This is a genomic window from Streptomyces sp. NBC_00096, assembly GCF_045041305.1.
In the GTDB taxonomy this organism is placed as follows: Bacteria; Actinomycetota; Actinomycetes; order Streptomycetales; family Streptomycetaceae; genus Streptomyces.
The window spans coordinates 7,089,221-7,113,349 of sequence record NZ_CP108221.1 but is presented as its reverse complement, the minus strand read 5'-3'; the positions used below and the strand labels follow the sequence as shown (position 1 = coordinate 7,113,349).

Genomic DNA, 24,129 nt, shown 5'->3' with positions numbered 1-24,129 from the left:
TCACCGGGGGCGGGCGCCCGGGCCGAGGAGCTCGATCTCCCGGCTGGCACGCGGGGAGTGGACCCCCCGGTTGAGGGCCTCGGCACACCGCAGTTCGGCGTCGGCCTCCCGCTCGTGGCCGCTGAGCCGGTAGAGCCTGGCCCGCTCCACGTGGGTGAGCATGATCGCGCGTTCCTGCTGTGCGGGGCGGGCGGCCAGCGAGGCGTCCAGGGCGGCGTGGGCCGACGGGTGGTCGCCGAGCAGGCCGAAGACGACGGCGCGCTTGAAGTGCAGGGCCGCCGGGCGGTAGGTGTGGAAGGGGTCCGCGTCGTTCGCGGCGATGCCCTGCAGCCAGTCCGCCCGGTCCAGCCAGGCGAGGGCCTCCGTGCGGTGGCCGAGGGCCGCGTGCACCTGGGCCGCCTGGGCCGCCACGTAGGCCTGTACGGCGACGGGTGCCCGCGGGGCGACCTCCAGCGCCCGGCGCACGTAGGAGAGCGCGACGGCCGGGTGGCCCTGTTCCAGGGCGTCCTGGCCGAGCATCCGCAGGGCGATGGCCTGGGTGGAGGGCTCGCCCGCCAGCTCCGCGAGGGAGGCGGCCCGGCTCAGGGTCCGCCGTGCCTCGGCGAAGGAGCACTGGTCGGCGTAGCTGCGGGCCAGGAGCAGGACCGTACGCGCGGCGTGGCCGATCTCCATGGCCGACAGGGAGCCTTCGCCGCGGGTGGTGAGGACCGTACGGAAGGTGCTCTGGAGGTACGCGAGGAGTACGGGCGCGGTGGCGTCCCCGCCGAGGGCGTCGACCTGGCCGGTGAAGAAGCTCTCGGCGGCCCGGCGCAGTGCGGTGTGGGACAGGGCCGGGACCTGGCCGGGCGCGGTGGCGTCGCCGTCGTGGCAGTGACCTTCGCGGCCCCCGCCGTCGTATCCGCCGTCACCCCGGTCGCGCTGTTCGGGGACCCGGTGCGGTTCGTCCGCGGTCCGGGGCCGGCGGTGGGGGTGCAGGCCGGGGACGGTGGCGAGGAGTTCCGCCGCCCTGTCGTGCAGACCGGGGGCCGGGTCGTGGCCGGTGTGGTCCACGGCGGCCCGGTCCATGCCGATGTCCGCCGGGCCGACGGGCCGCTCCAGGCGGCCGGCGAGGATCTCGCAGAGCAGGCCGGGGACGGGGTCGCGCGGGGTGCTGCCGCGCAGCCAGTGGGCGACCGAGGTCCGGTCGTAGCCGGTGGTGAGGCCGGCCGCGAGCGCCCTCGCGTTGAGCCGCCGGGCCAGGGCTTCGTAGGTCCAGCCGGTTTCCCTGATCAGGCGGAGCAGGAGGTGGTTGGAAGCGGGCACGGCGGTGGTCCTTCCTTGCGATGCGGGTCGCTCGAGAAGGTTGCTTTGCCGTGTGAACCGTCAAAGGGGGGCAAAGGTTGCGGGGCCCGGGCGGCGGGGCCCGCCCGTGCAACAGCTTCAACGGATCGCGGCGCCGGGGGCGCGAGGTGACCGCCCTGCGGACTCCCGGTTGACGCCGGCGGGGGTGGACGGCAACCGTGACCCGCATGGGGAACGAACACCGACTGCTCACGCTGCTGATCTGCCTGGTGCTGGCAGGCGGGCTGGCCGCTGCCGCGCTGGGGGCCGCGCGAGTGGGTGGCCCGCGCCCGACGGCGGCGTCCGCCGGTCCCGCGCCCGGTGACTACGTGGACATCCGGGAGGTCCCGCCCGGGCCCGCCGAGCCCCGCGCGAGCGGCCCGGACGCCTCGACGGGCGGGGTGTCGGTGGACTGCGGCCGCAACGCGGAGGGCCATTACAACGAGGACAACCTGGTGGTCTCCCCGGGGCTGCGCTCCGGCGCCCACCACACCCATGCCTACGTCGGGAACATGTCCACGGACGCCTTCTCCACCGAGGCCTCGCTGGACGCGGCCGCCACCAGCTGCGCGGGCGGGGACCGTTCCACGTACTACTGGCCGGTGCTGCGCCGCACGGACCTGCCGGGCGACCATCCCCACGAGGGTTCGGCGGGCCACGGCAACACGGGCCGGATCCTGCCCGAGGCGGCGGTGTCGGTGGAGTTCCTCGGCAGTCCGGTCAGCAAGGTGGTGGCGATGCCCAGGTTCCTCAACGCGATGACCGGGGACGCGGTGGCCCTCACGGCGGACACGGACGCGGACGTCCGGGCCCGCTGGGGCTGCTCCGGCTTCCCCGACCGGTCCACCACCCGCTATCCGCGCTGTCCGGCGGACGAGCGCCTCACCCGTACGCTCACCTTCCCGAGCTGCTGGAACGGTCTGGACACGACCAGCCCCGGACACCGCTCGCACCTGCTCTTCCCGGCCGCGAACGGCGTCTGCCCACAGGGCACCTTCCCGGTGCCCACCCTGCGGATCTCCCTGGCCTACGAGGTGCCGGCCGGCGTCCCGGTGGCGGTCGACTCCTTCCCCGAGCAGCGGCACAGCCCGAAGACGGACCACGGGATGTTCGTGAACGTGATGACCGGGCAGCGGATGGCCGAGGTCGTGGACTGCCTCAACCAGGGCCGTATCTGCCGGACCTGACCGGGCCGGGCCGGGCCGGGCCTGAGCGGGCCGGGGCCTGAGCGGAGCCCGCTGGAGCGGGAGTGACGCAGGTCACTTGAACCCGGCGCCCGCGCGCGGCGTGTTGTGACCGCACCAGGTGAGCGAGGAAGACGGAGAGGGTGAGATGGCCGGACCACTGTGGCCCCGCAATCGGCGGGGCACGACCGACGAAGCTCTGATCAAGTCGGTGTACGAGGAGCACGGCCATGCCCTGCTCGCGTACGCCACCCGGCTCACCGGAGACCGGGCCGCGGCCGAGGACATCGTCCAGGAGACCCTGATCAGGGCCTGGCGCCATTCCGAGGCCCTGGTGAACGGGAAGGGTTCGGTGCGCGGCTGGCTGCTCACCGTGGCCCGCAACATCATCACCGACCGGTACCGGGCCAAGGCGGCCAGGCCGCCGGAGGTCTCCGGCTCGCCGGCCCATCCGCCGGTGGAGGCGGACCACGCCGACGCGGTGGTGGACACGATGACCGTGCTGGGCGCACTGGACCGACTGTCGCCGGAACACCGGGACGTGCTGACGGAGTTGTACTACCGGCAGCGCAGCGTCGCCGAGACCGCGGACACCCTCGGCATCCCGGCGGGCACGGTGAAATCGCGCTCGCACTACGCGCTCAAGGCACTGCGGGAAGTCTTCAGGGAAAACACACGTACGGGCGGGCCCTCCCAGCGGCCCGGCGGACTCCAGGAGGTGGTGGCATGAACCGGCAGCGGCACGAGGAGGAACTGCTCGGCCCGTACGTCCTCGGCGTCCTGGACGACGCGGACGTCCGCCGGGTCGAGGAACACGTGGACGGCTGCGTGCAGTGCCGTCAGGAGGTGACCGCTTTGCGCGAGATGGAGGCGGCGCTGGGCGAGGTCCCGGCCGAGGCGTTCCTCGACGGTCCGCCGCAGGGCGGGGACCTGTTGCTGCAGCGCACCCTGCGACAGATGCGCCAGGAGGTGGCCGGGGCGCGCCGGCGCCGGGGCGCGCTGACGGGACTGGCCGTGGCGGCCTCGCTGGCCGCCGTGTTCTGGGCCGGGACCCGGCTGGGCGGCGACAGCATCGAGGTTGAGGCCGGGCCGCCGCCGACGCCCACGGTCTCGGCTCAGCCCTCGCCGCCGGCGGCCGGGACCAAGGTGGCTTCCGCGACGGATGCGGGCACGGGCGCGCGGATGACCGTACAGGTGACGCCCGCCGCCAAGTGGGTCAGGGTGCACGCGGCGGTGACGGGGATCCGGGCGGGCGAGCGCTGCCGCATCGTCGTGGTCTCCCGGGACGGTACGCGCACGGTCGCGGGCGGCTGGGTGGTCGGTACCGCCGAACACGGCGAGGGCAAGGGCGCGGCGCTGGACGGATCGGCGGCGGTGGACCCCGCGGACGTACGGGCCGTCCTGGTGGAGAACGAGTCGGGCAAGCAGTTCGTCTCGGTCCCGGTGGCCACGTAACCGGCCCGCCGATCGGCCGGGGAACGTGACGGAGCCCGGGAGCATGTCCAGCTCCCGGGCTCCGGCTTGCCACCCAATTGCGCACACCGGCGGCGTGGACTACGCCCGGTGCTGGTCAGGATGCTGACGGTCCGGGCGTCGTACCGCCAGGACAGGCACCGGTCGTCGTAGGCCTGGGCCGCCGTGGGCCTGAACCTGATCGGAGTGTGCGCGATGCGCCGGTACCGCTCGGAGTCCTTCCGGAGACGGCACGAGCTTCACCTGCATCACGACCTGCACGGACGAAACCGCAGCGCCAAGTCCATCGGGTCCGGGGAGAAACCGGACCCCTGTCGTCCGCAGGGGTCCGGTGTCTTCGACGCCGTTCACCCTTCGTACCGAAGGGCCTGTCCGGATGGTCGGTCCGACCGGACACGAGTCCGGCGGGTCAGGCCAGGCGGACCGGGAGGTCGAAGAGGTCGTTCTGGGTCAGGATGGGCTTGTTGCGGAGGTCCGTCGGGGGGACGGCGAGGGTGAGGTCCGGGAAGCGGGTGTAGAGCGCCGGGAGGGCCACCAGGGCTTCCAGGCGGGAGAGGGCCGCGCCGGGGCAGACGTGGGGGCCGTGGCCGAAGGAGATGTGGCGGTTCGGGGTGCGGGTGACGTCGAAGTCCCCGGCCGTCTCGCCGAACTGGGCCTCGTCGCGGCCGATGGCGCCGAAGGAGACGATCAGGCCCGCGCCCTTGGGCAGGATCCGGTCACCCACCTCGACGTCCTCGGCGGCGAAGCGGATCAGGACGTGCGAGGTCGGGGTGGACCAGCGCAGCGTCTCCTCGATGACGTTCTCCCACGCAACCTCGCCCTTCAGGACGCGGGCGCGCTGCTCGGGGTGGCTCTCCAGGGCGACGACCGCGTTGACGATCAGGCTGATCGTGGTCTCGTGACCGGCCGCGACCATCAGCTGGAGGGTGTTGGTGATCTCCTCGGTGGTCAGGTGGTCACCGTCCTCCGAGGCCTCGATGAGGGCACTGGTGAGGTCGTCGCCCGGGTTCCCGCGCTTGGACTCGACGATGCGGGAGAACAGTGCGCCGAGGTCCGCCATCATCTGCGGCACCTCCTCGGGCAGCGTCTGCGTCGAGAAGAACTTCTCGAACAGGGCCTTCAGGCGCGGGTGTTCCTCGGCGTCGACGCCCATCAGGTCGCTGATGACGTTCATCGGCAGCGGGTACGCGAACCGCGCCTTGAGGTCCACCGTCTCGCCGGCCGGCAGCGCGGCCAGCTCGTCCAGCATCCCGGTGGTCAGCGCCTCGATGCCGGCGCGCAGCTTCTCCACCCGGCGTACGGTCAGGGCCTGCGCGACCAGGGTGCGCAGGCGGCGGTGCTCGTCGCCGTCCACGGTGAGCATCGAGCGGCCCGGGTTGGCGAGGCCGATCAGGGGCCAGTCCAGCGGGATCTCGCCGCGCTGCCAGGCGCCCCACACGTTGATGTCCTTGACGATCCGGGGATCGGTCAGCAGCTTGCGGGCCTCGGCGTGGTGCGTGACGGCGTACACGCCGACGTTGCCGGGGAGGACCACCTGGACCAGCGGGCCGGCGGCGCGCAGCGCGGCGCTCTCGGCGTCGAGGTCGGTGACGAAGGGGTCCAGGGTGATGGCCGCGGGGCCGGTGTGGTCGATCGGGCACGTCATCGGGTGGCTCCAAGGGCGGGGGTCGGGGTGTAGGTCACGGGAAGGGCGGTGAGTCCGCGCAGCCAGGGCGAGGGGCGGCGGGCCAGCTCCCCGGCGGGCACGGCGAGGTCGACGTCGGGCAGCCGGTCGAGGAGCACCTCGATGCCCGTGCGCGCGATGACCTCGGCGACCTCCTGCGCGGGGAAGGGGCAGCGGTGTTCGCCGTGCCCGAAGGAGAAGAAGGCGTTGTTGCCGCCGGTGAGGGCGGCGGCGTCGGTGCGCACGTGCGGGTCCGCGTTGGCGGCGGCGATGCCGAGGAGGACGAGGTCGCCGCGGCCGATGCGCTGACCGCCCAGGTGGGTGTCGCGGGAGGTCCAGCGGCCGGCGACGTTCTGGGTGGGGGTGTCCTCCCACAGGACCTCGTTCATGGCCTCGCCGACGCTGTGCCGGCCGCCCGCGAGGGAGGCGGCGAACCGGTCGTCGGTGAGCATCAGGCGCAGGGAGTTGCCGATCCAGTCGGCGGTGGGCTGGTGGCCGGCGGCCATCATCACCATGAGGTCCTGGGCGACCTCCTCCACGGTGAAGCCGGCCCGGTTGGCGAGCATCCGGGAGACCACGTCGGGGCCGGGCCCGGCCAGTTTCGCGGCGAGCAGCGCGAACATGGACTCGGCGAGGTGGCGCTGGCCCTCCAGGGCGCCTTCCCGCCCGTTGATCATGTCGTTCATGGCGGTGACGAGGCCGGGGCCCTGCTCGTCGGAGAATCCGTAGAGGCGGGCGAGGACGCGCAGCGGCAGCAGCATGGCGTATTCGCCGACGATGTCGCAGGAGCCCTTGGCGCACAGCTGGTCGATCAGCTCGTCCGCGAACCGTTCGGCGTGGCCCTTGAGTTCGAAGGGGTCCACGGACTCGAGGGCGTCGGAGATGACTCCGGCCCGCTCGCGGTGGCGTTCGCCGACGGTGTAGAGGATCGACGGCTGCTTGCGGCCGATCATGGGGAGCAGCGGCCAGTCGGCGGGGATCCGGTCCCACTGGTTCCACAGCTCGGAGTCCCGGGAGTAGAGCACCGGGTCGCTGGTGACCTGGTGCAGTTCGCGGTAGCCGAGGACCAGCCAGGCCGGTACGTCGCCGTCGAGGACGACCGGGGCGACGGCGCCGTGGTCGCGGCGCATCTCCCGGTAGAGCTCGACGGGGTCGGTCTGGAACCGGGGGCCGCCGAGGTAGACGGGCTGGTGCTCGGGGGCGACGGGGCAGGTCACGGGGTGGGCTCCGGGGTCTGGGGCAGGGGGCGGGGCGCGGCGGCCGTCTGGAGGTGCTGGACGAGGGAGATCAGGACGTGCTTGCTGGACTCCCTGGAGCGGGCGTCGCAGAACACCAGCGGGATGCCGTCCGGCAGGTCGAGCGCGGCGCGGATCTGCTCCGGGGTGTGTGCGGGTCCGCCGAAGTCGTTGCAGGCCACGACGAAGGGCGTGCCGTGGTGTTCGAGCCGGTCGATGGCGTACCAGGAGTCGGCCAGGCGGCGGGTGTCGACGAGGACGACCGCGCCGAGGGTGCCGGAGAAGAGGCGGTCCCAGAGGAACCAGAACCGCTCCTGGCCGGGGGCGCCGAAGAGGTAGAGCACGTTGCGGGCGTCGAGGGTGATGCGCCCGAAGTCGAAGGCCACGGTGGTGGCGGTCTTTCCGGCGACCCCGGCGATCCCGTCGATGTCGTCGACGGCCTCGCCGGCCTTGGTCATGGTTTCTTCGGTGTTCAGCGGGCGGATCTCGCTGACCGAGCGGACCATGGTGGTCTTGCCGACGCCGAAGCCGCCCACGATGACGATCTTGAGTCCGTTGTCGGCGGTGCTGCGCAGGGCCCTGCGGGGCTGGAACGGTTCGGAGGTGGGTGTCCGCGCGGCGTCGGGGATCGTCGCGTCAGAGATTGCGGAGTCCAACGAGCACCTGCTCCAGGATGTCGGGGTCGGGAAGGCAGTACGCCGAGTTCGCCGTACGAGGGTGCCGGGCGCTGATCCGTCCGGTTCCGAGCAGGTCGGCCAGCAGGATCCGGACGATCGACACCGGCAGTCCGAGCTCGGCCGCGATCTCCACGACGGCCGTGGGGAACTGGCACATCCGCAGGATCGCCGCGTGCTCGGACTGCATCCCGGGCACCGGGTCGTATTCGGCGACGACCAGGGTGACCAGGTCGAAGACGTCGGAGCCGGAGCTGCTGCGGCCACCGGTGAGGGTGTAGAGCCGGTCCGGGGAATCGTCCCGGCCCGGCCGGGGGCGGCTCATCCCCGGGGCCTGGCGATGAGGTGTTCGCCGAGCTGCTCGACCAGTTCGGACATGTTGTGGCCGACGAGGCCGGCATCGGCCTCTTCGGTGGCGACGAGCGCGAGGTGGGCGCCCTCGCCCGCCTCGACGATGAACAGGATCCCGCCGTAGAACTCGGCCATGGCGGAGCGGACTCCGCCGGTTCCGTCGCCGAACTCGATGGACGCCCCGTGGGACAGACTCTGGATGCCTGCGGCGATGGCGGCGAGCTGGTCGGCCTGGTCGACGGAGAGCTCGGGGGTGCGGCACAGCTTGAGGCCGTCGCGGGAGAGCACGAGGGCGTGGCGGGCGCCCGGTGTGCGCTCCAGGAGGCCTTCCAGGAGCCAGTTGAGCGTCTCGTCGGTGGTAAAGCCGGTCATGATCGCGTGTTGCCTTCCAGGTCTGGGGTGTGCTCGGGCTGCTGCTCGTCGCCGGGTCCGTCCGTGGCGCCCGGGGCCGCGGTGCCGCGGACGGCCTGGCGGAAGCTGCCGAAGCGAGCGGCCGACCTGGACGCCCCGGTGGGCGCCGGCGTGGCGGTTGTCCGCGTGCCCGGCGCGTCCGGTCCCTCGGGGTGGGCGGCGGCCAGGGTCCGGCCGCGGCGGCGCTGGGGCAGGCCGCTGTCGCCGAAGTGCGGGTGCTCGCCGGTGGATTCGGCGTCCGGTTCCCCGGCGGCGCCGGAGTCCGGGTCCGGCGTACGGTCCTTCGCGCGGGCGGCACCGGGCTGCCCGGCCGCGGTGTCGTGGACGGCCTCGGGCTCGGCGGCTCCGGGCGCGGTGGCTCCGGGTGCGGTGGCTCCGGGTGCGGTGGCTCCGGGCGCGGTGGCTCCGGCCGTGGCTCCGGGTGCGGCGGCTCCGGCCGTGGCTCCGGGCGCGGCGGCTCCGGCCGTGGCTCCGGGTGCGGTGGCTGCGCGCGCGGTGCCCGGGGACGGCTGCGCCGGGATCGCGGGTGACGGTGCGGGGGCTTCGGCGGGCGTGCGGCTGATCAGGTCCTGCGGGAGCATCATCAGCGCGCCCGTACCACCGCGCGCGGAGGGCCGGAAGGAGACCGTAAGCCCGTGTTTGCGGGCGAGCCGGCCGACGACGGCGAGGCCGAGCCGGGTTCCGGAGAGTCCGGCCAGGTCCAGGGACTCGGCGGTGACGGCCTGTTCGGCGCGGCGCAGCTGGACCTCGCTCATGACCAGGCCGCTGTCCTCGACGGTGATGACGATCCCGGACGGCACCTCCTCCACGTAGACGTGGACTTCGGCGGTCGGCGGGGAGAAGTTCGCCGCGTTGTCGAGGAGTTCCGCGAGGGCGTGCATGACGCCTTCGGCGGCGTGCCCGGCGACGGCGGCGTCGCTGGTGGAGTGCAGCCTGACCCGCTGGTAGCCGCCGATGCGGCCCATCGCGCCGCGCAGGATCGACTCCATGACGATGGGCTTCGCCCAGCGCCGGCCCGAACGGGCTCCGGTCAGGACGGCGATGGAGTCGGCGAGGCGGCCGGCCTGGGCCGTGCGGTGGTCGAGGTGGAGCAGGTCGCCCAGGACGTCCTCGTCGGCGTGCCGGTGTTCCATGTCGCGCAGGTCGGCGAGCATCCCGGTGGCCAGGGCCTGCATGCGGCCGGCGGCGTTGGCCGCGGCGGCCATGGCGGCGGCCCGGCCCGACTCGGCGCGGCGCAGTTCGCCGCCGAGCCGTTCGCGGGAGGCGTTCTGGGCGGCGGCGAGTCCGTCGAGTTCGGCGGCGTGTCCGGCGGTCAGCTGCCGCAGCGTGGCGGCGTGTTCGGCCGTGAGGCACCCCAGCGCGTCGGCGTGTTCGCCGGTGAGGCGGGCGCGTTCGGCGGTGTGCGCGGCGGCGTCCTGGGTGGCGTCGGCGATCAGCCGGGCGATGTGACCGTCGCGGGCGGCGAGTTCAGCGGCGAGGCCGGAGATCCGGCCGCGCTGGATCCGTGACGTGCGCGCGGACCAGGTCACGGCGAAGGCCGCGACCGCGAGCAGCAGTACGCCCGCGCCGGAGAACCAGGCGAGGGGGGTGCGGATGGACGACGGGGCCGCGGCCACCGCCGCCGTGGAGAGCGCGCCACCGGCCACTGCGGTGATCAGCAGGGCCAGCGCGGAGGGGCGAAGGGGGGAGGGCGACGCCGTCATCAATCAAAGCCTCATACCGGGCGTAAATGGAGGAGAAGGTTCCTGGCAACGAGGCATCACTATAGGAGAGTTGTTGATCCTTTTGGACAGCGTCTGACAAGTTTTCACATCATCGATGACCGTTAAGTAGCCTTCTGTGACGTTTCGTGCTCACGGAAGTTCAAACATCCAGCAGCCTCCCGCGGGACCAAAACCCGTTTTGCCCCACCCGCTCCCCCCAGCACACTGACCCCATGTCGCGCCTCACCGAACAGCTGCTCGCCTCGCTCGAACCGCTCCCCCACCGGGCCCGGCTGCGCCTGGCCGCCACCACCGCCCGGGACCTCGCGGCCACCGGCGAGCTGGACGCCGTACTGGCCGAACTGCACGGCCGGGGACGGTACGAGCGGCGGCTGGCGGCGCTCGCCGCGTTCGCCGGGCGGCACACCGGGTACCTCTCGGCCCGGCTCGCCGACCCCGACCCGGTGGTCCGCGGCTACGCCCTGCGGGCCACCCGCTCCCTTCCGGTGCCGGACGAGGCGATCGCCGCGGCCTACGCCGACGCCTCCGCCGAGGTCCGCGGGCAGCTGACCCGGACCGTCCGGCGCGGCGGACGCACCGCGCTCGCCGAAGCCCTCCTCCCCCGGCTGCGGACCGAATGGGGCGACCACGAGGCCGCGGCCCTGCTGCCCGCCTGCGGTCCCGAGGCCGTGGCCCGGCTGCTGCCGGAGCTCGCCGACTCCGTCACCGACTGGGTCCGCCTGGCCCTGCGCCACCCGGGACCGGTGCTCGACCAGGCGGACGCCGAGCTCTCCGGGCTCCCCACCGCGCTGCGGGACTCCTGGTGGGCGCGGCGCGCCCCCGGGCTGGCCGCCGCCGCTCCCGCCGAACCGCTGCGCGTGCTCGGCCTGCTGGAGCGCCACGGCCCCGGCGCGCTGGGGCCCACCCTGCGGGACCGGTTCGGGGTGCTGGCCGCCGCCGACGCCGAACGCCTCGTACGGTGGCTGGCCGACCCGCAGCGCGAGCAGCGGCGCCACGAGCCCGCGCCCGCGCCCGCGCCCTCCGTACTGCGCCGGCTGGCGCAGGCCGACCCGCCCTCGCTGCCCCTCCTCGGGCGGCGCTGGCTGCGGCCCCGTCCCCAGCAGCTGGCCACCCTGTTCAAGGCCCTGCCGCCGGCCCGCCGCGAGGCCTTCTACGACGGGCTCACGCAGGGCCTCGTGCCCTCCACTTGGGCCCTGGCGACCGGCGTGTACCCACTGTTCGACCTCCTCCCGGCCGAGCGGCGGTACGCGGAGATACGGGTCGCCGTGGCCCGCCAGCGTGCCGACGGGCTGGCGCCCGGGGAGCTGCCCGCCGCCCTCGTCTGCCTCCCGGTGGCCGAGGCCCGCCCCGAGATCCTGGCCGCCTGCGCCGGCTCCGACGCCGAACTGCGTGCGGACGCCTGGGTCCTGCTCGTCGACAACGCCGGCCGCTCCGGGGACCCCGGAGCGGTGGCCGGGGCGCTCGCCCTGATCGCGGGCCGGCTGCGCAACGAGCGCGATCCCGTACGCTCCGCCGTGCTCGCGGAACTGGTGGACCTCCCGGCCGCCCTGCTGGACTCCCCGGAGGCCCCGGGGCACCTGGACACGATCGTCCTGGACGCCCTCCGGGCCCGGGACGCCTCCCACGGCACCCGCGACTCCGTCCGGAGCCTGGTCCTCGGTGTGCTCGCCGAGCCCGCCGCCGGACCCGCCCTGCTCGACTGGGCGCTGCGCGGCCTGCGCCGCCTCGTCGACCACACCGGCGGGGCCGTGCTCGGCGGGTACGAATGGCCCGCGCGGCGGGGCAGACAGTCCGAGGTGTTCGCAGCGCTCCGCCCGTGGGCCGAACGGGCCGCCGAGAAGGGCGACTTCGGCCCGCTCGTCGAACTGGCCGGTTTCCTCGACACCGATTCGGACCGGCTGCCCGAGCTCCAGCTGATGCTCGCGGACGCACTGGAGCGGTGTGCGGACGGGACGCTCCCGGCGCTCGCCGACGCCTGGCTGTCCGACCCCGCGACGCGGGAGGAACGAGCGGTGGAGCTGCTGGCCCGGGAGCCGTCGGCGGCCGCGCTGAGGCGCGTACGGGAGGTCCTGTCCCGGCACCGCACCGACCTGCTGGACGTCATGCTGACCGCGCGCCCGCCGTACGGGCGGTTCCTGCCCGAGGGCTCCGCCCGCCCGCTGCCGGACTTCGCCCAGGCCTCCCGGTGGCTGCCGCGCCAGCAGGAGGCGGCGGCCCGCCTCGCGGCGGCCGCCGTCCGCGAAGACCCCGGGCCGCTGTACGACCGGGCGTCGCTGATCCGTGAAGCGGCGCTGATCCCCGACCACGGGCTGGACCTCGTACGGGAATTCGCGGGCTCCGCGGACGTGCTGGTGGCCGAGGCGGCGCTGGCCGCGGCGGCCCGGACGGTCGAACCCGCCGCGGCCCTGGACGACCTGCTCGCCCACGGCGGCGACGACCGCGCCCGGGTCGCGCTCTACGCCGCCGGCCGGTCGGCGGCCGCCACCCCGCCCTCCCTGCTCGCGGGGCGGCTCACCGAACTGCTCGACCCGGACCGGGGCGTGAAGGTGACCAGCCGCAAGGAGGCCGCCCGGCTGGCGGCCCGGCTGCTGCCGCCGACGCTCGCGGCCGGGCTGCTGGGCCGGATCGGGCGGGACCCGCGGGCCCACCGGGACCTGAAGGACACGGCCGTGCGGCTCGCCCTCGGGCTGCTGCCCGCGGAGCCCGCCTGGGAACTGCTGGAGTCAGCCGCCCGGGGGCCCCGGGAGGGCCGGTTCCCGATCGTCCACACCGATCTGCTGGACGTTCCGCTGGAGCACCGGCCGCGCTACGCCCGCCTGGTGGCCACTGCCGTCGAGACGGGCGCCGCCTCGGCCGACGGGGCGTTCTCGTCCTACTACAGCCTGCCGAAGTGGGTGGCGTACGCGCCCGAGGCCGCGGACACCCTGCGGCTGGCGGTCTGTGACCTCTCGCCGGGCGCCGGCGCACGCCCGGCCGCTTCGGCCCTCGCCGACGTCGCGACCTCCGGGCTGCCCCACCCGGTGGGCGGCGCGGAGCCCGGCAGCCAGTTCCACCGGGCCGTGGCGGAGCTGCTCCGTACCGCGCGGTCCGGTACGGAACCCGACGCGGAGGAGACACGCGACCGGCCGGCCCTGCGACGGCTGCGGGAGCTGACGATCCACTCGGGGCTGGGCGCGGTCCCGGCCGTGCGCGAGGCGGTGCTGCGCCAGCTGGCGGACGAACCCCTGCTGATCGAGGCCCGGGTGGACCTGCTGCTGCGCGCCGTCGACCTGCGGGCGGAGCCCTCTGACCCGGCGGGACAGCTGGCGGCGCTGCGGGACCTGGTCGCGGCCCACAGCGGCCGGCCGGGCCTGGCGCGCGCCACCGCCTCGCAGCTGAAGACCCGGTACTGCTACGGGGACCCCCTGCCGGACCCCGCCACGGCCCTGGAGTCCGTACGGGCCCTCGCCGCGGACGGCGGCGCCGCGTCCGGCCTCTTCGCCGCCGCCCTCACCGACGGCATCGGCCCCCTCCACGGCTGGCCGCCGCAGTGGCGCGAACTCCTGCGCGAACTGCGCCGGCACCCGGAGCTGGAGGTCAGGGACGCGGCGTTCGCGACGACCACGCAGTAGGGCCGGACCAGGCCGTCCCTTTCGGATCTGGCCGTCTCTCCGCATCGCCCGAGGACCCGTTACGGCCGCCGATCGGGACCGGTGCCCACGCTGTGACCGTTCGGGGCCGATCATCACATTGCGGTCCATGACATCCTGTGACGTCACAACTCGCCGGACGGGATCGGCGGACGTCCGGGGAATATGGGGAAGGTCCATGAGGCTCTGCTTCCTGGTGGAGGAGCACTACCGCCACGACGGAATGCCGAACGAGGTGGTCCGGCAATTGAAGGCGTGGGGCCACCGGGTGGATGTGCTGCGGCCGGGCGGTTCGCTCCTGCGGATGAGCGGGGCGGTCGACGCCGGCGCCCATGACGCCTGGGTCCTCAAGACGGTGTCGGGCGGGCCCGGGCTGACGCTGCTCGAGGCCGCCGCCGCGGCCGGGACCACCACGGTCAACGACGCCCGCTCGATCCGGGGCGTACGGGACAAGGCACTGGCGGCCGCCATCGGCCGGGGCCGGGGGCTGCCGCTGCCGACGACGTACGCCGCGGCCCGGCCGGAACTGCTGGCGGAGATCCCGGACTCGGAGTACCCGCTGGTGGTCAAGCCCGCCGACGGCAGCTCGGGACGGGCCGTGCACCTGGTCTCCTCGCCCCGGCGACTTGCCGCGATGCTCCCCGAACTGGCCGGCGAGGGAATGCTCATCGCCCAGCCGTACGTGCCGAACCCGGGCACCGACATCAAGGTGTACGCGGTCGGCGGCGAGCTCTTCGCCACCGAGCGCCGCTCCCCCCTGCACCCGGACGCCCCGGTCCCGGAGCGCCTCGTGCCGCTGTCCGCCGAGATCGCGGAGATCGGCGCGCGGGTCGGGGAGGTCTACGGGCTGGACCTGTACGGGGTGGACGTGCTGCTGGGCCCGGACGGGCCGGTGGTCGTGGACGTGAACGACTTCCCGAGCTTCCGCCAGGTCCCGGACGCGGCCGCCCGGGTGGCCCGCGCGGTACTGGACCTCGCGCGGGGCGGCGGTACGGGTGCCCTCCCCGCGCACCGCGGAGCCGGGCCGTCGGTGTCGATCCCCACGCAGGCCACGGCCCCGACGGCCGCGACGGGCGCCACCGCGGGCGCGACCACGGGCGCCACCACGGGGGACCCCGCATGAGGATCGGTCTGATCACGGACAACCCCGGGCATCCGCTGCTCTCGGCGGCCGCCGGGCTGCTGCGGGCCGGCGGGCACGGGGTGGAGCTGGTGGATCCGGGCGCGTCGGACGGAGCCCGCGGGGCGCCGGCCGACGCGTACCTGCTCAAGGCGCACACCCCGCGCGGGCTGGACCTGGCCCGGCGGCTGGAGCAGCGCGGGGCGCCGGTGGTGAACTCGGCCGCGGCGACCACCCTCTGCCAGGACCGGACCCTGATGGCGGAGCTGGCGGTCCGGGCCGGGCTGCCGTTCGCCGGGACCCGAACCTTCGACGCGCTCGCGCGGTGGGCGGCAGGGGTGAACGTGGACTCCCCCGTGGTCGTCAAGAGCCGGCACAGCCGTCGGGGGGACCTCGTGGCCCGCGTCGACGCGGAGGCGGACCTGCGGGAGCTGGCGGACAGCTGGCCCGGCGAACCGGTGGTGGTACAGGACTTCGCCCCGAACAACGGCTGGGACCACAAGCTCTGGGCGATCGGGGACCAGGTCTTCGCCGCCCTGCGCCGTTCCGAACTCTCCCCGGAGGGCCGCGGCCCGACCCTGCCGCTGCCGCGGCTCCCGGCGGGGTGGGCGGACCTGACCCGGCGGGTCGGCGAGGTCTTCTCCCTGGACGTCTACGGCGTGGACATCATCGCCACGGCCGACGGCGCCCCGCTGATCGTCGACATCAACGCCTTCCCCGGCATCCGCGAACAGCCGGGCGCCCCCGAAGCCCTGGCGGAACTGGCCCTGCGACGGGCCAAGGGCTAGGTGTATTGCCCAGTCAGGTTGGGGACTCGGCAGCTCAGGCCGCGGGCGGGGTGAGACCGAGGTCCTGCTCGGTGCGCTCGAGCCAACTCCGGTACCAGTCCGCGAAGTCGTGCCCGGTCGGCACGATCCCTCCGTCCGCCGCTCGCAGGTCCTCCCAGATGGCGCCTCGATGCGGGCCCGTCATCACCAGCAGCCAGGTGTACGCGCAGCCCTGCTCGCTGAGGAACACCGCACCCGCCTCCTGGGCGTCGAACAGCTCCTCGTAGCGCGCGTCCCAGTCCGCGTGCGCGGCACGGAACGCGTCGTCGCTCGCGAAGGCGTCCTTCTCGGGCTCCTGCGTCTCCAGAGCGGTGAGCTCGCTCTGCAACGCCTCGGCCACGAAGGGCCGTCCGGCGATCCCGGCGGTGGTCGTCTGGGAAGGGCCGGCGAGTCCCGCTCCCAGCCACTGCCACCCAGCGTCACCCAAGGCCGGTGTCATCAGGCCGTAGCCGGGGCCGGCTCCCCCTCCTGCGACGCCGAGCAGAAAGCTCCGGTACTGCGCGGGCAGACCGACACCCAGGTCCGCCTCCAGGTCCCGGAGCTGTTCCTCCCCCAGGACCGGCCCGAGTCGAAAGCCGTGCCCCTTCGCCCCGAAGACCCCGTCCGCTCCCGGATGCCCGGCAATCCGAAGCACCCGCTCCCGCACGCCCGTCCACATGTCCTCACTCATGGGCACACGCTAACGGGACGCGCACCGCACGGGCATGCGGGTTTCCGGCGGCGGGCGGGGCCCGGCGCACTCCCGTCCTCCCGCTACTTGATGACCTCGACCTTCTTGTCGCCCGCGGCCGCGTGGGCCTGGGCGCTCGCGCCGAGCGCGGTCACGGTGAGGGCGAGCAGGACTGATACGGCGGCGGCCGCGGCGCGCTTGCGGGTCATGGTGTCCCCCTGATGGTGTGTGGTGGTCCCCGCAGCTTCGCATCCGGGCCCGGGGGCGGACGAGCGGGTCGAGCGAGGGGAGGCGGTCGGTGTGCGCGCCGTGGTGTTCGAGCGGTACGGGGAGCGGGCCGAGGTACGGGACGTGGCCGATCCGGTTCCGGCCGCCGGCGGGGTGGTGGTGCGGGTCGAGGCGACCGGGCTGTGCCGCAGCGACTGGCACGGATGGGCGGGACACGACCCGGACATCACGCTCCCGCACGTGCCCGGACACGAACTGGCCGGTGTGGTCGAGGCGGTGGGCTCCGGGGTCGCCAACTGGCGTACCGGGGACCGGGTGACGGTCCCGTTCGTCTGCGCGTGCGGCAGCTGCGCCGAGTGCGCCGCCGGGCAGCACCAGGTGTGCGCCCGCCAGACGCAGCCGGGATTCACGCACTGGGGGTCCTTCGCCGAGTACGTGGCACTGGAGCACGCCGACGTGAACCTGGTGGCCGTACCCGGGGAGCTCTCCTACGACACGGCGGCCGGGCTGGGGTGCCGGTTCGCGACGGCCTTCCGGGCGGTCGTCGCGCAGGGGCGGGTGACACCGGGCGAGTGGGTCGCCGTGCACGGCTGCGGCGGTGTGGGGCTGTCGGCCGTGATGATCGCGGTGGCGGCGGGGGCCCGGGTGGTGGCCGTGGACACCTCGCCGGAGGCGCTGGAGCTGGCGGCGGTGTTCGGAGCCGCGCACCGCGTGGATCCGGCGCGGGGGGACGCCGCCGCGGCCGTACGGTAGCTGACGCGCGGCGGGGCCCATCTGTCGCTGGACGCGCTGGGGTCCGCGGCGACGGCGTCGGCGTCGGTGTCCGGGCTGCGCAGGCGCGGGCGGCACGTCCAGGTCGGGCTGCTGCCTGCCGCGCAGGGGGCCGCGGCGCTGCCGATGGAGCGGGTCATCGGGTGGGAGCTGGAGATCCTCGGCAGCCACGGAATGGCGGCGCACGCGTACCCGCCGATGATGGAACTGGTCCGCTCCGGAGCGCTGCGGCCGGACCTCCTGGTCACGGCCACGATCCCGCTGGAGGCGGCGCCGGAGGCACTGGCCGCGATGGGCACGGCTCCCGGCCGCGGAGTCACGATCATCCGGCCGGGGGCGGCGCGGGGCCGGTAGGTCGCTCCGGGCCGTCTCCGGCCGCCTTGCGGGGAAATCCGCAGGCCGGGGCTTGTGGTGGGCGCGAGCGCATCGCTACAGTCCCTGATTACACGTGTAATCAGGGACTCGTTCCCACCCTCCCCCGGGGCCCGTTCCCCAGGGCCCGTTCCCCGCACCCGTCACACTCCCGCACCCCTCACCTCCCCAAGCCGCGAGAGGCACCGCCATGTCCACGATCCCCGTCTCCCCGCCCGCCGGACCCGGCGCGTCCGCGCCCGTGTCCGCGCCCGCACCGCTGCCGGCCGGGGACCGCCGCAGTACCGGCACGCTCGCCCTCGGGGCCGGACTGCTCGGATCAGCCGCCGCCCTCGCGCTCGTCGTCCGCCGGGACGTGATCCGGCCGCCCTTCCAGGGCCTCGACGACCGGTGGCTGACGTGGATGGGCGGACCGCACGGGGGAATCCCCTCCGCGGTCGCCTCGGTGCTGAACTGGTTCGGCGGCCCCCTGGGCTCGGTCGTCCCCCTCGCCCTGCTGCTCTTCCTGCTCGTCCGGCGCCGCTGGGTCTCGGCGGGCTTCCTCTTCGCCGCCTACATGGCCGGCAACATGCTCGTCGTCCAGAGCCTCAAGCACCTGGTGGACCGGCCGCGCCCGGCGGATCCGCTGGTCCGGGTCGACCACGGCTCGTTCCCCTCGGGGCACGCGGCCGGTGCGGCGCTCCTGGTCGTCATCATCGGGGCGCTCCTCGTCCCGGCCGCCCGGCGCCGGGCCTGGTGGACGGGCGGCACGGTGTTCACGCTGGCGATGATGTGGAGCCGGACCTGGCTGCACGCGCACTGGCTCAGCGACACCGCCGCCGGAGCGGCGGCCGGCGCCGGAACCGGTCTGCTGGCGTGGTGGCTCTGCGCCCCGGCGCTGACCCGCGAGGCGGAACGCCTGCGCCTGCGCCGGCCGGGCCCGCGACACTGACCGGCACGGTCGGCGCCCGCGGCCGGGCGGCGGCGACGCGGCGGTGACGACGTCCTCCGCCGCCGGTGCGGTCAGCCGTGCGGGCCGCCCGCCGCCGGAGCCCGGCCGCGGCGTCGCAGCCGCAGGACGGCCAGGGCCGCCGCCCCGAGCGCGCCCGTGACCGTCAGGATCCAGACCGGGATCCCGCCCACCGTGCGGAGCTCGTCGGTGTACTCGACCCGGCGGTAGGGGGTGTCGCCCGCGGTGGCGCGCAGTTCGTGATCGCCGTCGATACGGGACGGGACCGGGAAGTCCTGGTCGATCGCCGTCAGGAACACCGGCGCCGCACCCGCGAACTCGGCGACCTGTCCCGTCGGGGTGACCCGCCCGGCGAAGGTCACCTCGGGGGCGTCGCCGCCGATCGCGGAGACGGGCTCCATGCGGTGGTCGGCCAGTACGTACAGCCCCAGGGACTGGGCGCTGCCGGCCCGCCGGGACAGCCGCATCGGGTAGACGAGCCGGTCGCTGTCGAAGCGGATCAGGAGCGGGTCCAGGGTGCCGCGCAGGGCGGCGCCGGCCTCGCGGGGGACGAGGCGTACGGCGACGTACTCCCAGCGCTGGTCAACGTACGGCTTCAGGTCCGCGGAGAGGCCGTCGGGGAGCTTGAAGCCGTTGGCCTCCAGCCATTCGCCCAGCGCGTCGGGGTCGGTCGCGGTGAGCCGGGCGACGTCGAAGTCGCCGAGCCGCTCGCGTCCGACGACGCCGACCCCCGCCTCGCCGCTGCCGGGCGGCGCCGCCCCGGCCGTGTCCCGGCTGCCGGAGCCGAAGGGCCAGTCGCCGCTGCGGGGCCAGAAGTAGCTCCGGGTCCGGTATTCGGGCCCGGTCAGGTCCACCAGCTGCGAGAACAGCCCGGGGTCGCCGAGGCGCACCGTGGCCCGCCCCGGCACCGGCATGATCCACGCGGCGCGCTTGGCGTCGCCGCCGACCGTGAACCGCATCGCCATCTGCTCGGTCCGGCCGTCCCAGCGCACCACGGAGGTTTCCCGGGAGACCCCCATCCGGGAACCGGCGTCGGGGACCATCGCCCCGCAGCCGCAGGCGTAGGCCGGGCTGACCAGGGAACCCAGCTGGGTCGCGAGCAGCGCGAACAGCAGCACCGCGACCCTTCGGCGCGCTCCCGGTGCCGCCCGCCCGGTCTTCGCGGCGCCCTTGCCCGCGTGCTCAACGATGCCCGTGCCCCTGCCCATGCCTGTGCCCGTGTCCTCGCCCGCGCCCTCGCCCACGCCCTTGCCCACGCCCTTGCCCTTGCCGCCCGGACCCCCGTCCCCGTCCGTGCGTCTGCCCGCACCCTGCCGCACACCGTCACCCACGCCGTTCCCCACACCTTCCCCGGCACTTCCCCACGCCCGCTCGCGGACCTCCGGCCCGTCCGCCCGCGGTTTCAGACGGCGGCCGCGGCGATCCGGTTCCGGCCACCCGTTCGCCATCTGCCGGTCATCCGGTGCTGTCACGCTGCGGGGGACCAGAGTTGTACATACAACTTTTCGGATTCTCCGAGGACGACAGGAGCCACGATGTCCCCGACGGCGATCACCCGCCCGCCCGCGCCCTGGCTGCGCGACAACTGCCCCTGCACCGAGTGCCGCGACCCGCGCACCGGCCAGAAGCTGTTCCAGATCACCGAGCTGCCCGCCGGACTGGCCGTCGGCTCCGTGCGCGAGGCGCCCGCCGCCGACGGCGGACCCGGCTGGGAGGTGGTGTGGCGGCCGGACGGCCACCGCTCCGTGTACGCGGCCGGGTGGCTGGACGCGCACGGCCCGGACGGGCCGGCGTACCGCCGCGCCGGGGACGGCCGGACCGAGGCGGACAAGGACCTGTGGGCCGCGGCGGACCTGGACGGGCGGGTCCCGGAGGCCGGCTGGGACGCGTACACCAGCTCCCGCGAGGTCCGCGGGCGGGCGCTGGACAGCGTGGTGCGGCTGGGCTTCGTGCTCCTGCGGGACGTTCCGTGCCGGGACCGGATGGTGCTGGACGTGGCGCGCACCTTCGGCTTCGTCCGCGAGACGAACTACGGCGAGCTCTTCGAGGTCCGCGTCGAGGCCGACCCCAACAACCTGGCGTTCACGGGTGCGCGCATCACCCCGCACACCGACAACCCCTACCGCGACCCGGTGCCGACCCTGCAGCTGCTGCACTGTCTGCGCAACGAGGCCCGGGGCGGGGACTCCGGGCTGGTCGACGGCTTCCACGCCGCCGCGCTGCTGCGCGAGCGGGAGCCCGGGGCCTTCGAAGTGCTGACCCGGGTGCCGGTCGAGTTCGCCTTCGCCGACGCACGCTGCGAGCTGCGGGCCCACCGGCCGCTGATCGGTGTGGACCCGCTCGGGCGTGTCCGCGAGGTCCGCTTCAACAACCGCTCCATCTCCACCCTGCACCAACCGGCCTCCGTACTGGAGGAGTTCTACGCCGCCTACCGGCTCTTCGGTGAGCTGCTGGAGCGGCCCGGGCTCCGGCTCGACTTCCGGCTCGCACCCGGGGACTGCGTGGTCTTCGACAACACCCGTCTGCTGCACGCCCGTACCGCCTTCGCCGAGTCGGGCGGACGCCACCTCCAGGGGACCTACGCCGACATCGACGGGCTGCTGTCCACCCTCGCCGTCCTGCGTCGCGACGGAGCCCGCGCGTGAACACCTCCGGCACCGGGGCCGGCCCGGTCGGCCCGATCGACGCGCTGGCCCTCCTCTTCGAGGGCGAGGGCAGCGCCGAGTACTTCGGCGAGGCGGTCACCCAGGCGGGGCACATGCTCCAGGCCGGCGCCCTGGCGGAGGCCGCCGGCGCCCCCGCCCACCTGGTGGCGGCCGCGCTGCTCCACGACATCGGACACTTCCACGGCACGGTGTCCGGACGCGACCTGATGGAGGGCGGTCTGGACAACCGCCACAGCCACACGGGGGCGGACTGGCTGGGCCAGTGGTTCGGGCCGGAGGTCACCGAGCCGGTCCGGCTGCACGTGGCCGCCAAGCGGTACCTGTGCACGGCCGAAGCCGGCTACTTCGGCCTGCTCTCGGAGGCCTCCGTGCACACCCTGCGCGTCCAGGGCGGCCCGATGAGCCCCGAGCAGGCGCGCGCCTTCGAGGCGCTGCCGGGCGCCGCCGACGCGGTGGCCGTCCGGCGCTGGGACGAGCAGGCCAAGGATCCCGAGCTGGCCACCCCTGACTTCGACCACTTCCGGCCGCTGCTGGAGGGGCTCCTGATCAGGGAGTGAGCAGGCGGCCCAGCGCGCTGGCGGCCGTGGTGTGCACCGTGAAGGCCACCGTGCCGGGGAGGTAGCGGTCCTGCGACCACTCCACCGGGGTTCCGGCCGGGTCCGTGGAACGGCGCCGCTCGCGCAGCAGTGCCTCGCCGGCCCGGCAGCCCAGCAGCTCCGCGTCGTCCGCGTCCGCCGCCGCGATGTCGATGGTGTGGTGGGCGTCGGTGAACAGGACTCCGTGCAGAGCGAGTTGCTCGGAGTACGAGACCGTGTCCCGCGGCATGTCCGCGACCAGGGCGCCGACCGCCTCCGGGTAGGTGGTCCGCTCGACCATCACCGGGGTCCCCGACAGGGTGCGCAGCCGCAGGACGCGGCGGACCGGGGCCCCCGCGTCGATCCGCAGCTGCTCCGCCTCCTCGGCGTCGGCCCCGCCCCGCTCCACGGCCACGGTCCGCCCGCCGGGCTCCCGGCCCAGCGAGCGGGCCCACCGGGTGAAACTGCGCAGCTCCGCGACTCCCCCGGCCTCGCCCGGTCCGCCGCCGAGCACGACCCGGCGGGTGCCGCGCCGCGAGGTGACCAGCCCGTCGGTGCGCAGGGCGGCCAGCGCCTGGCGGACCGTACCCCTGGAGACGCCGTAGCGGCGGGCGAGTTCGTCCTCGGCGGGCAGTCGCGCGCCCGAGCCGTACTCGCCCGCCGCGATGGCGGTCCTCAGGTCCCCGGCGACCTTCAGGTAGAGCGGTGTCCTGCGTACCGGGTCGCTCGGTGCCTCGTTCACGGGTCCCAGCCTGCCACGGCCCGGAGCGGGCCCGGTCGGCCGGACGGCGCGCGGACGCACGACCCGACCGCCCGACCGCCCGGCTGCCCGGCTGCCCGGCTGCCCGGCTGCCCGGCTGCCCCGACCGTGGCGAAAGGCCCGGCAGGTCGGGACGTTCCGCCCCGGTTTTAGACGATGCGCATCGTCTAAATTCGAGCCATGACCGCAATGGCCGGCGGCCGGGGGCGGCCCCGCCCCGGACGGCCCGAGGTCGTGTTCCGCCCCGGCGGCTCCCCCCGGGCCGCGCCCGGCGCGGCCGCCCTCCGATTCGCAGAGGAACCACCCATGTTCGGCATGACCATCGACACCGCCCCCGACTCCGCCGGCGGTCCGGCGCTGCGCCTCGATCCCGATGGCGGGCCGTTCCGCGAGCTCGCCGCCGTACGGATCCAGGTGCCGGCTGGCGGCACGATCCCCGCCCACGCGCACGGCGCCTCGGAGCTGCTCCTCACGGGCGTCGCCGGCACCGTCGAGGCATCCTGCGGCTGCGGCACCAGGACGGTGGCCCCGGGCAGCTTCGCGATGCTGCCGGCCGGCAAGGAGATCACCCTGGCCAACCACGGCAACGAGCCGGCCACGGTACTGGCGGTCTTCTCGCAGAGCGAGTTCACGGAGGCGCTGCCGCGCGCCGCGGCGAAGGGCTGCGGCTGCCAGGGGCACGGCCACTGACATCCGGGTATCCGCTGATCGACCACCCCGCGCCGCGCGTTCGACCACCTGCCGGGGCACCCGCCACCCTGAGCCCGACCGGCCTCTGACCGGCCCGTCAACCGTTCCGCCCGTGCGTCGGGGGGCGGCTCTGGACCGGCCGCGGGGCTGATCCCATACTTCTCCCGTGAGAGCGACGGAGAAGCAGACCGCGAAGCGGACGGACAAGCAGCCGCGGAGCAGCCCGCTGGTGCCCGAGGCGGTGGCCCGGGAGATCGAGCGGCACCCCTGGGACTCCGTCGGCTGCGGCTGCGGCCGCCCGGCGGGGCATCTCGTGGATCCATTGTGGGACGCCGCCGAGGGCCACCCGGCCGCGTTCCACGCGCTGGAGGGCCACGCCTTCCACCTGGGGCGGCTGCGCGCGCCCGCCCCGGCGGTGTGCGGGGTGCTGATGGCCGTGTGGTCCGCCGGCCCGCCCCGGCAGGCGACCCGCGAGGCGCTGCTGTGGGCGCTGCTGCGGCTGCTCGGCGCCGAGGACGACGGGAGCTCGCACGAGGCGGGCCTGTACGGCCAGTGCGCCGCGCACATCCGCGCGGCCCTGCCGAGCCTCCGCGACGCGGCGACCCGCCGCCCGGGCTCCGTATCGGCGGCCTACGCGGACGGGATCCTGCGCCTGCTCGACCTGACGGTCTAGGTAGTGCTGTGGCCGGCGGGGTCCTGGACCTCCCCGGATGGTCCCCGGCCGATCGGCAACGCCCTCGCTGGCCGCTCCCTCCACCACCGCCAGGGCGACTACGCTCGCCCGTCGGGGTGGTCGGCCTGCCCTACGCGGGCTGCCTGCTCACCGATGAGGCACCA

General features: G+C 74.8%; 22 protein-coding genes and 1 pseudogene. 12 read left to right on the top strand and 11 right to left on the bottom strand.

Annotated elements, in window-relative coordinates:
• Positions 1 to 1,302 (bottom strand): tetratricopeptide repeat protein, encoded by a 1,302-nt coding sequence (locus OG904_RS31740; RefSeq protein WP_405496921.1) that lies wholly within the window; start codon positions 1,300 to 1,302, stop codon positions 1 to 3.
• 206 nt (positions 1,303 to 1,508) lie between these two features.
• Here OG904_RS31740 and OG904_RS31735 point away from each other — a divergent pair, with 206 nt between their 5' ends.
• The 3 genes from OG904_RS31735 to OG904_RS31725 all read left to right on the top strand — a co-directional run bounded on the left by OG904_RS31735 (position 1,509) and on the right by OG904_RS31725 (position 3,959).
• Entirely contained in the window at positions 1,509 to 2,507 is a 999-nt protein-coding gene (locus OG904_RS31735) for a DUF1996 domain-containing protein (protein ID WP_405496919.1), read from the top strand.
• Positions 2,508 to 2,652: 145 nt separating this feature from the next.
• Positions 2,653 to 3,234, top strand: a complete 582-nt coding sequence (locus OG904_RS31730) for a sigma-70 family RNA polymerase sigma factor (protein ID WP_405496917.1) — start codon at positions 2,653 to 2,655, stop codon at positions 3,232 to 3,234.
• Positions 3,231 to 3,959 carry an anti-sigma factor family protein gene (locus tag OG904_RS31725; protein ID WP_405496915.1) on the top strand — a complete coding sequence of 243 codons (729 nt, stop codon included), beginning with the start codon at positions 3,231 to 3,233 and terminating at the stop codon, positions 3,957 to 3,959. The genes OG904_RS31730 and OG904_RS31725 overlap by 4 nt, the downstream gene beginning before the upstream one ends.
• Before the next feature lie 427 nt (positions 3,960 to 4,386).
• Here OG904_RS31725 and OG904_RS31720 read toward each other — a convergent pair whose 3' ends face one another.
• The 6 genes from OG904_RS31720 to OG904_RS31695 are packed head-to-tail and all read right to left on the bottom strand — an operon-like array spanning position 4,387 to position 10,014.
• Positions 4,387 to 5,622 carry a cytochrome P450 gene (locus tag OG904_RS31720; protein ID WP_405496913.1) on the bottom strand — a complete coding sequence of 412 codons (1,236 nt, stop codon included), beginning with the start codon at positions 5,620 to 5,622 and terminating at the stop codon, positions 4,387 to 4,389.
• Positions 5,619 to 6,857, bottom strand: a complete 1,239-nt coding sequence (locus tag OG904_RS31715; RefSeq protein WP_405496911.1) for a cytochrome P450 — start codon at positions 6,855 to 6,857, stop codon at positions 5,619 to 5,621. Before OG904_RS31715 ends, OG904_RS31720 begins: the two co-directional genes overlap by 4 nt.
• Entirely contained in the window at positions 6,854 to 7,531 is a 678-nt protein-coding gene (locus tag OG904_RS31710) for a GTP-binding protein (protein WP_405496909.1), read from the bottom strand. The genes OG904_RS31715 and OG904_RS31710 overlap by 4 nt, the downstream gene beginning before the upstream one ends.
• Positions 7,512 to 7,874 (bottom strand): DUF742 domain-containing protein, encoded by a 363-nt coding sequence (locus OG904_RS31705; protein WP_405496907.1) that lies wholly within the window; start codon positions 7,872 to 7,874, stop codon positions 7,512 to 7,514. The genes OG904_RS31710 and OG904_RS31705 overlap by 20 nt, the downstream gene beginning before the upstream one ends.
• Positions 7,871 to 8,272 carry a roadblock/LC7 domain-containing protein gene (locus OG904_RS31700; RefSeq protein ID WP_328296735.1) on the bottom strand — a complete coding sequence of 134 codons (402 nt, stop codon included), beginning with the start codon at positions 8,270 to 8,272 and terminating at the stop codon, positions 7,871 to 7,873. The genes OG904_RS31705 and OG904_RS31700 overlap by 4 nt, the downstream gene beginning before the upstream one ends.
• Positions 8,269 to 10,014: a sensor histidine kinase gene (locus tag OG904_RS31695; protein ID WP_405496905.1), complete on the bottom strand. Its 1,746-nt coding sequence runs from the start codon at positions 10,012 to 10,014 to the stop codon at positions 8,269 to 8,271. The genes OG904_RS31700 and OG904_RS31695 overlap by 4 nt, the downstream gene beginning before the upstream one ends.
• Before the next feature lie 233 nt (positions 10,015 to 10,247).
• Here OG904_RS31695 and OG904_RS31690 point away from each other — a divergent pair, with 233 nt between their 5' ends.
• The 3 genes from OG904_RS31690 (at position 10,248) to OG904_RS31680 (ending at position 15,572) form a co-directional block, all read left to right on the top strand.
• Positions 10,248 to 13,646: a hypothetical protein gene (locus OG904_RS31690; RefSeq protein ID WP_405496903.1), complete on the top strand. Its 3,399-nt coding sequence runs from the start codon at positions 10,248 to 10,250 to the stop codon at positions 13,644 to 13,646.
• A gap of 196 nt (positions 13,647 to 13,842) precedes the next feature.
• A complete protein-coding gene (locus OG904_RS31685) occupies positions 13,843 to 14,787 on the top strand; it encodes a RimK family alpha-L-glutamate ligase (RefSeq protein ID WP_405496901.1) in 945 nt (314 codons plus the stop codon).
• A complete protein-coding gene (locus OG904_RS31680) occupies positions 14,784 to 15,572 on the top strand; it encodes a RimK family alpha-L-glutamate ligase (protein WP_405496899.1) in 789 nt (262 codons plus the stop codon). Before OG904_RS31685 ends, OG904_RS31680 begins: the two co-directional genes overlap by 4 nt.
• A 34-nt stretch (positions 15,573 to 15,606) precedes the next feature.
• Here OG904_RS31680 and OG904_RS31675 read toward each other — a convergent pair whose 3' ends face one another.
• Both OG904_RS31675 and OG904_RS31670 read right to left on the bottom strand, forming a co-directional pair.
• Entirely contained in the window at positions 15,607 to 16,281 is a 675-nt protein-coding gene (locus tag OG904_RS31675; protein WP_405496897.1) for an SMI1/KNR4 family protein, read from the bottom strand.
• Between the two features lie 83 nt (positions 16,282 to 16,364).
• Positions 16,365 to 16,490, bottom strand: coding sequence for a hypothetical protein (locus tag OG904_RS31670; RefSeq protein WP_405496895.1), 126 nt, complete (start codon positions 16,488 to 16,490; stop codon positions 16,365 to 16,367).
• Between the two features lie 91 nt (positions 16,491 to 16,581).
• Here OG904_RS31670 and OG904_RS31665 point away from each other — a divergent pair.
• Together OG904_RS31665 and OG904_RS31660 are read left to right on the top strand one after the other, a co-directional pair.
• A pseudogene (locus OG904_RS31665) lies at positions 16,582 to 17,634 on the top strand (zinc-dependent alcohol dehydrogenase family protein).
• A gap of 208 nt (positions 17,635 to 17,842) precedes the next feature.
• On the top strand, positions 17,843 to 18,583 hold the full coding sequence (locus tag OG904_RS31660; RefSeq protein ID WP_405496893.1) for a phosphatase PAP2 family protein: 741 nt from the start codon (positions 17,843 to 17,845) through the stop codon (positions 18,581 to 18,583).
• A 71-nt stretch (positions 18,584 to 18,654) separates the two neighbouring features.
• On the opposite strand, the gene OG904_RS31655 is transcribed toward OG904_RS31660, so the two are convergent.
• Complete coding sequence (locus tag OG904_RS31655; RefSeq protein ID WP_405496891.1) at positions 18,655 to 19,932, bottom strand: DUF2330 domain-containing protein; 1,278 nt, start codon at positions 19,930 to 19,932, stop codon at positions 18,655 to 18,657.
• Positions 19,933 to 20,136: 204 nt separating this feature from the next.
• On the opposite strand from OG904_RS31655, the gene OG904_RS31650 reads away from it, so the two are divergent.
• Positions 20,137 to 21,246 carry a TauD/TfdA family dioxygenase gene (locus tag OG904_RS31650; protein WP_405496889.1) on the top strand — a complete coding sequence of 370 codons (1,110 nt, stop codon included), beginning with the start codon at positions 20,137 to 20,139 and terminating at the stop codon, positions 21,244 to 21,246.
• Positions 21,243 to 21,824, top strand: a complete 582-nt coding sequence (locus OG904_RS31645; protein ID WP_405496887.1) for a phosphonate degradation HD-domain oxygenase — start codon at positions 21,243 to 21,245, stop codon at positions 21,822 to 21,824. The genes OG904_RS31650 and OG904_RS31645 overlap by 4 nt, the downstream gene beginning before the upstream one ends.
• Here the strand turns inward: OG904_RS31645 and OG904_RS31640 are convergent.
• Positions 21,814 to 22,584: a GntR family transcriptional regulator gene (locus OG904_RS31640; protein ID WP_405496885.1), complete on the bottom strand. Its 771-nt coding sequence runs from the start codon at positions 22,582 to 22,584 to the stop codon at positions 21,814 to 21,816. The two genes, OG904_RS31645 and OG904_RS31640, sit on opposite strands and share 11 nt — an antisense overlap.
• A 198-nt stretch (positions 22,585 to 22,782) precedes the next feature.
• Here OG904_RS31640 and OG904_RS31635 point away from each other — a divergent pair, with 198 nt between their 5' ends.
• Positions 22,783 to 23,292, top strand: a complete 510-nt coding sequence (locus OG904_RS31635) for a cupin domain-containing protein (protein WP_405496883.1) — start codon at positions 22,783 to 22,785, stop codon at positions 23,290 to 23,292.
• 166 nt (positions 23,293 to 23,458) lie between these two features.
• Positions 23,459 to 23,965 carry a hypothetical protein gene (locus tag OG904_RS31630; protein WP_405496881.1) on the top strand — a complete coding sequence of 169 codons (507 nt, stop codon included), beginning with the start codon at positions 23,459 to 23,461 and terminating at the stop codon, positions 23,963 to 23,965.
• The last annotated feature ends 164 nt before the right edge of the window (positions 23,966 to 24,129 follow it).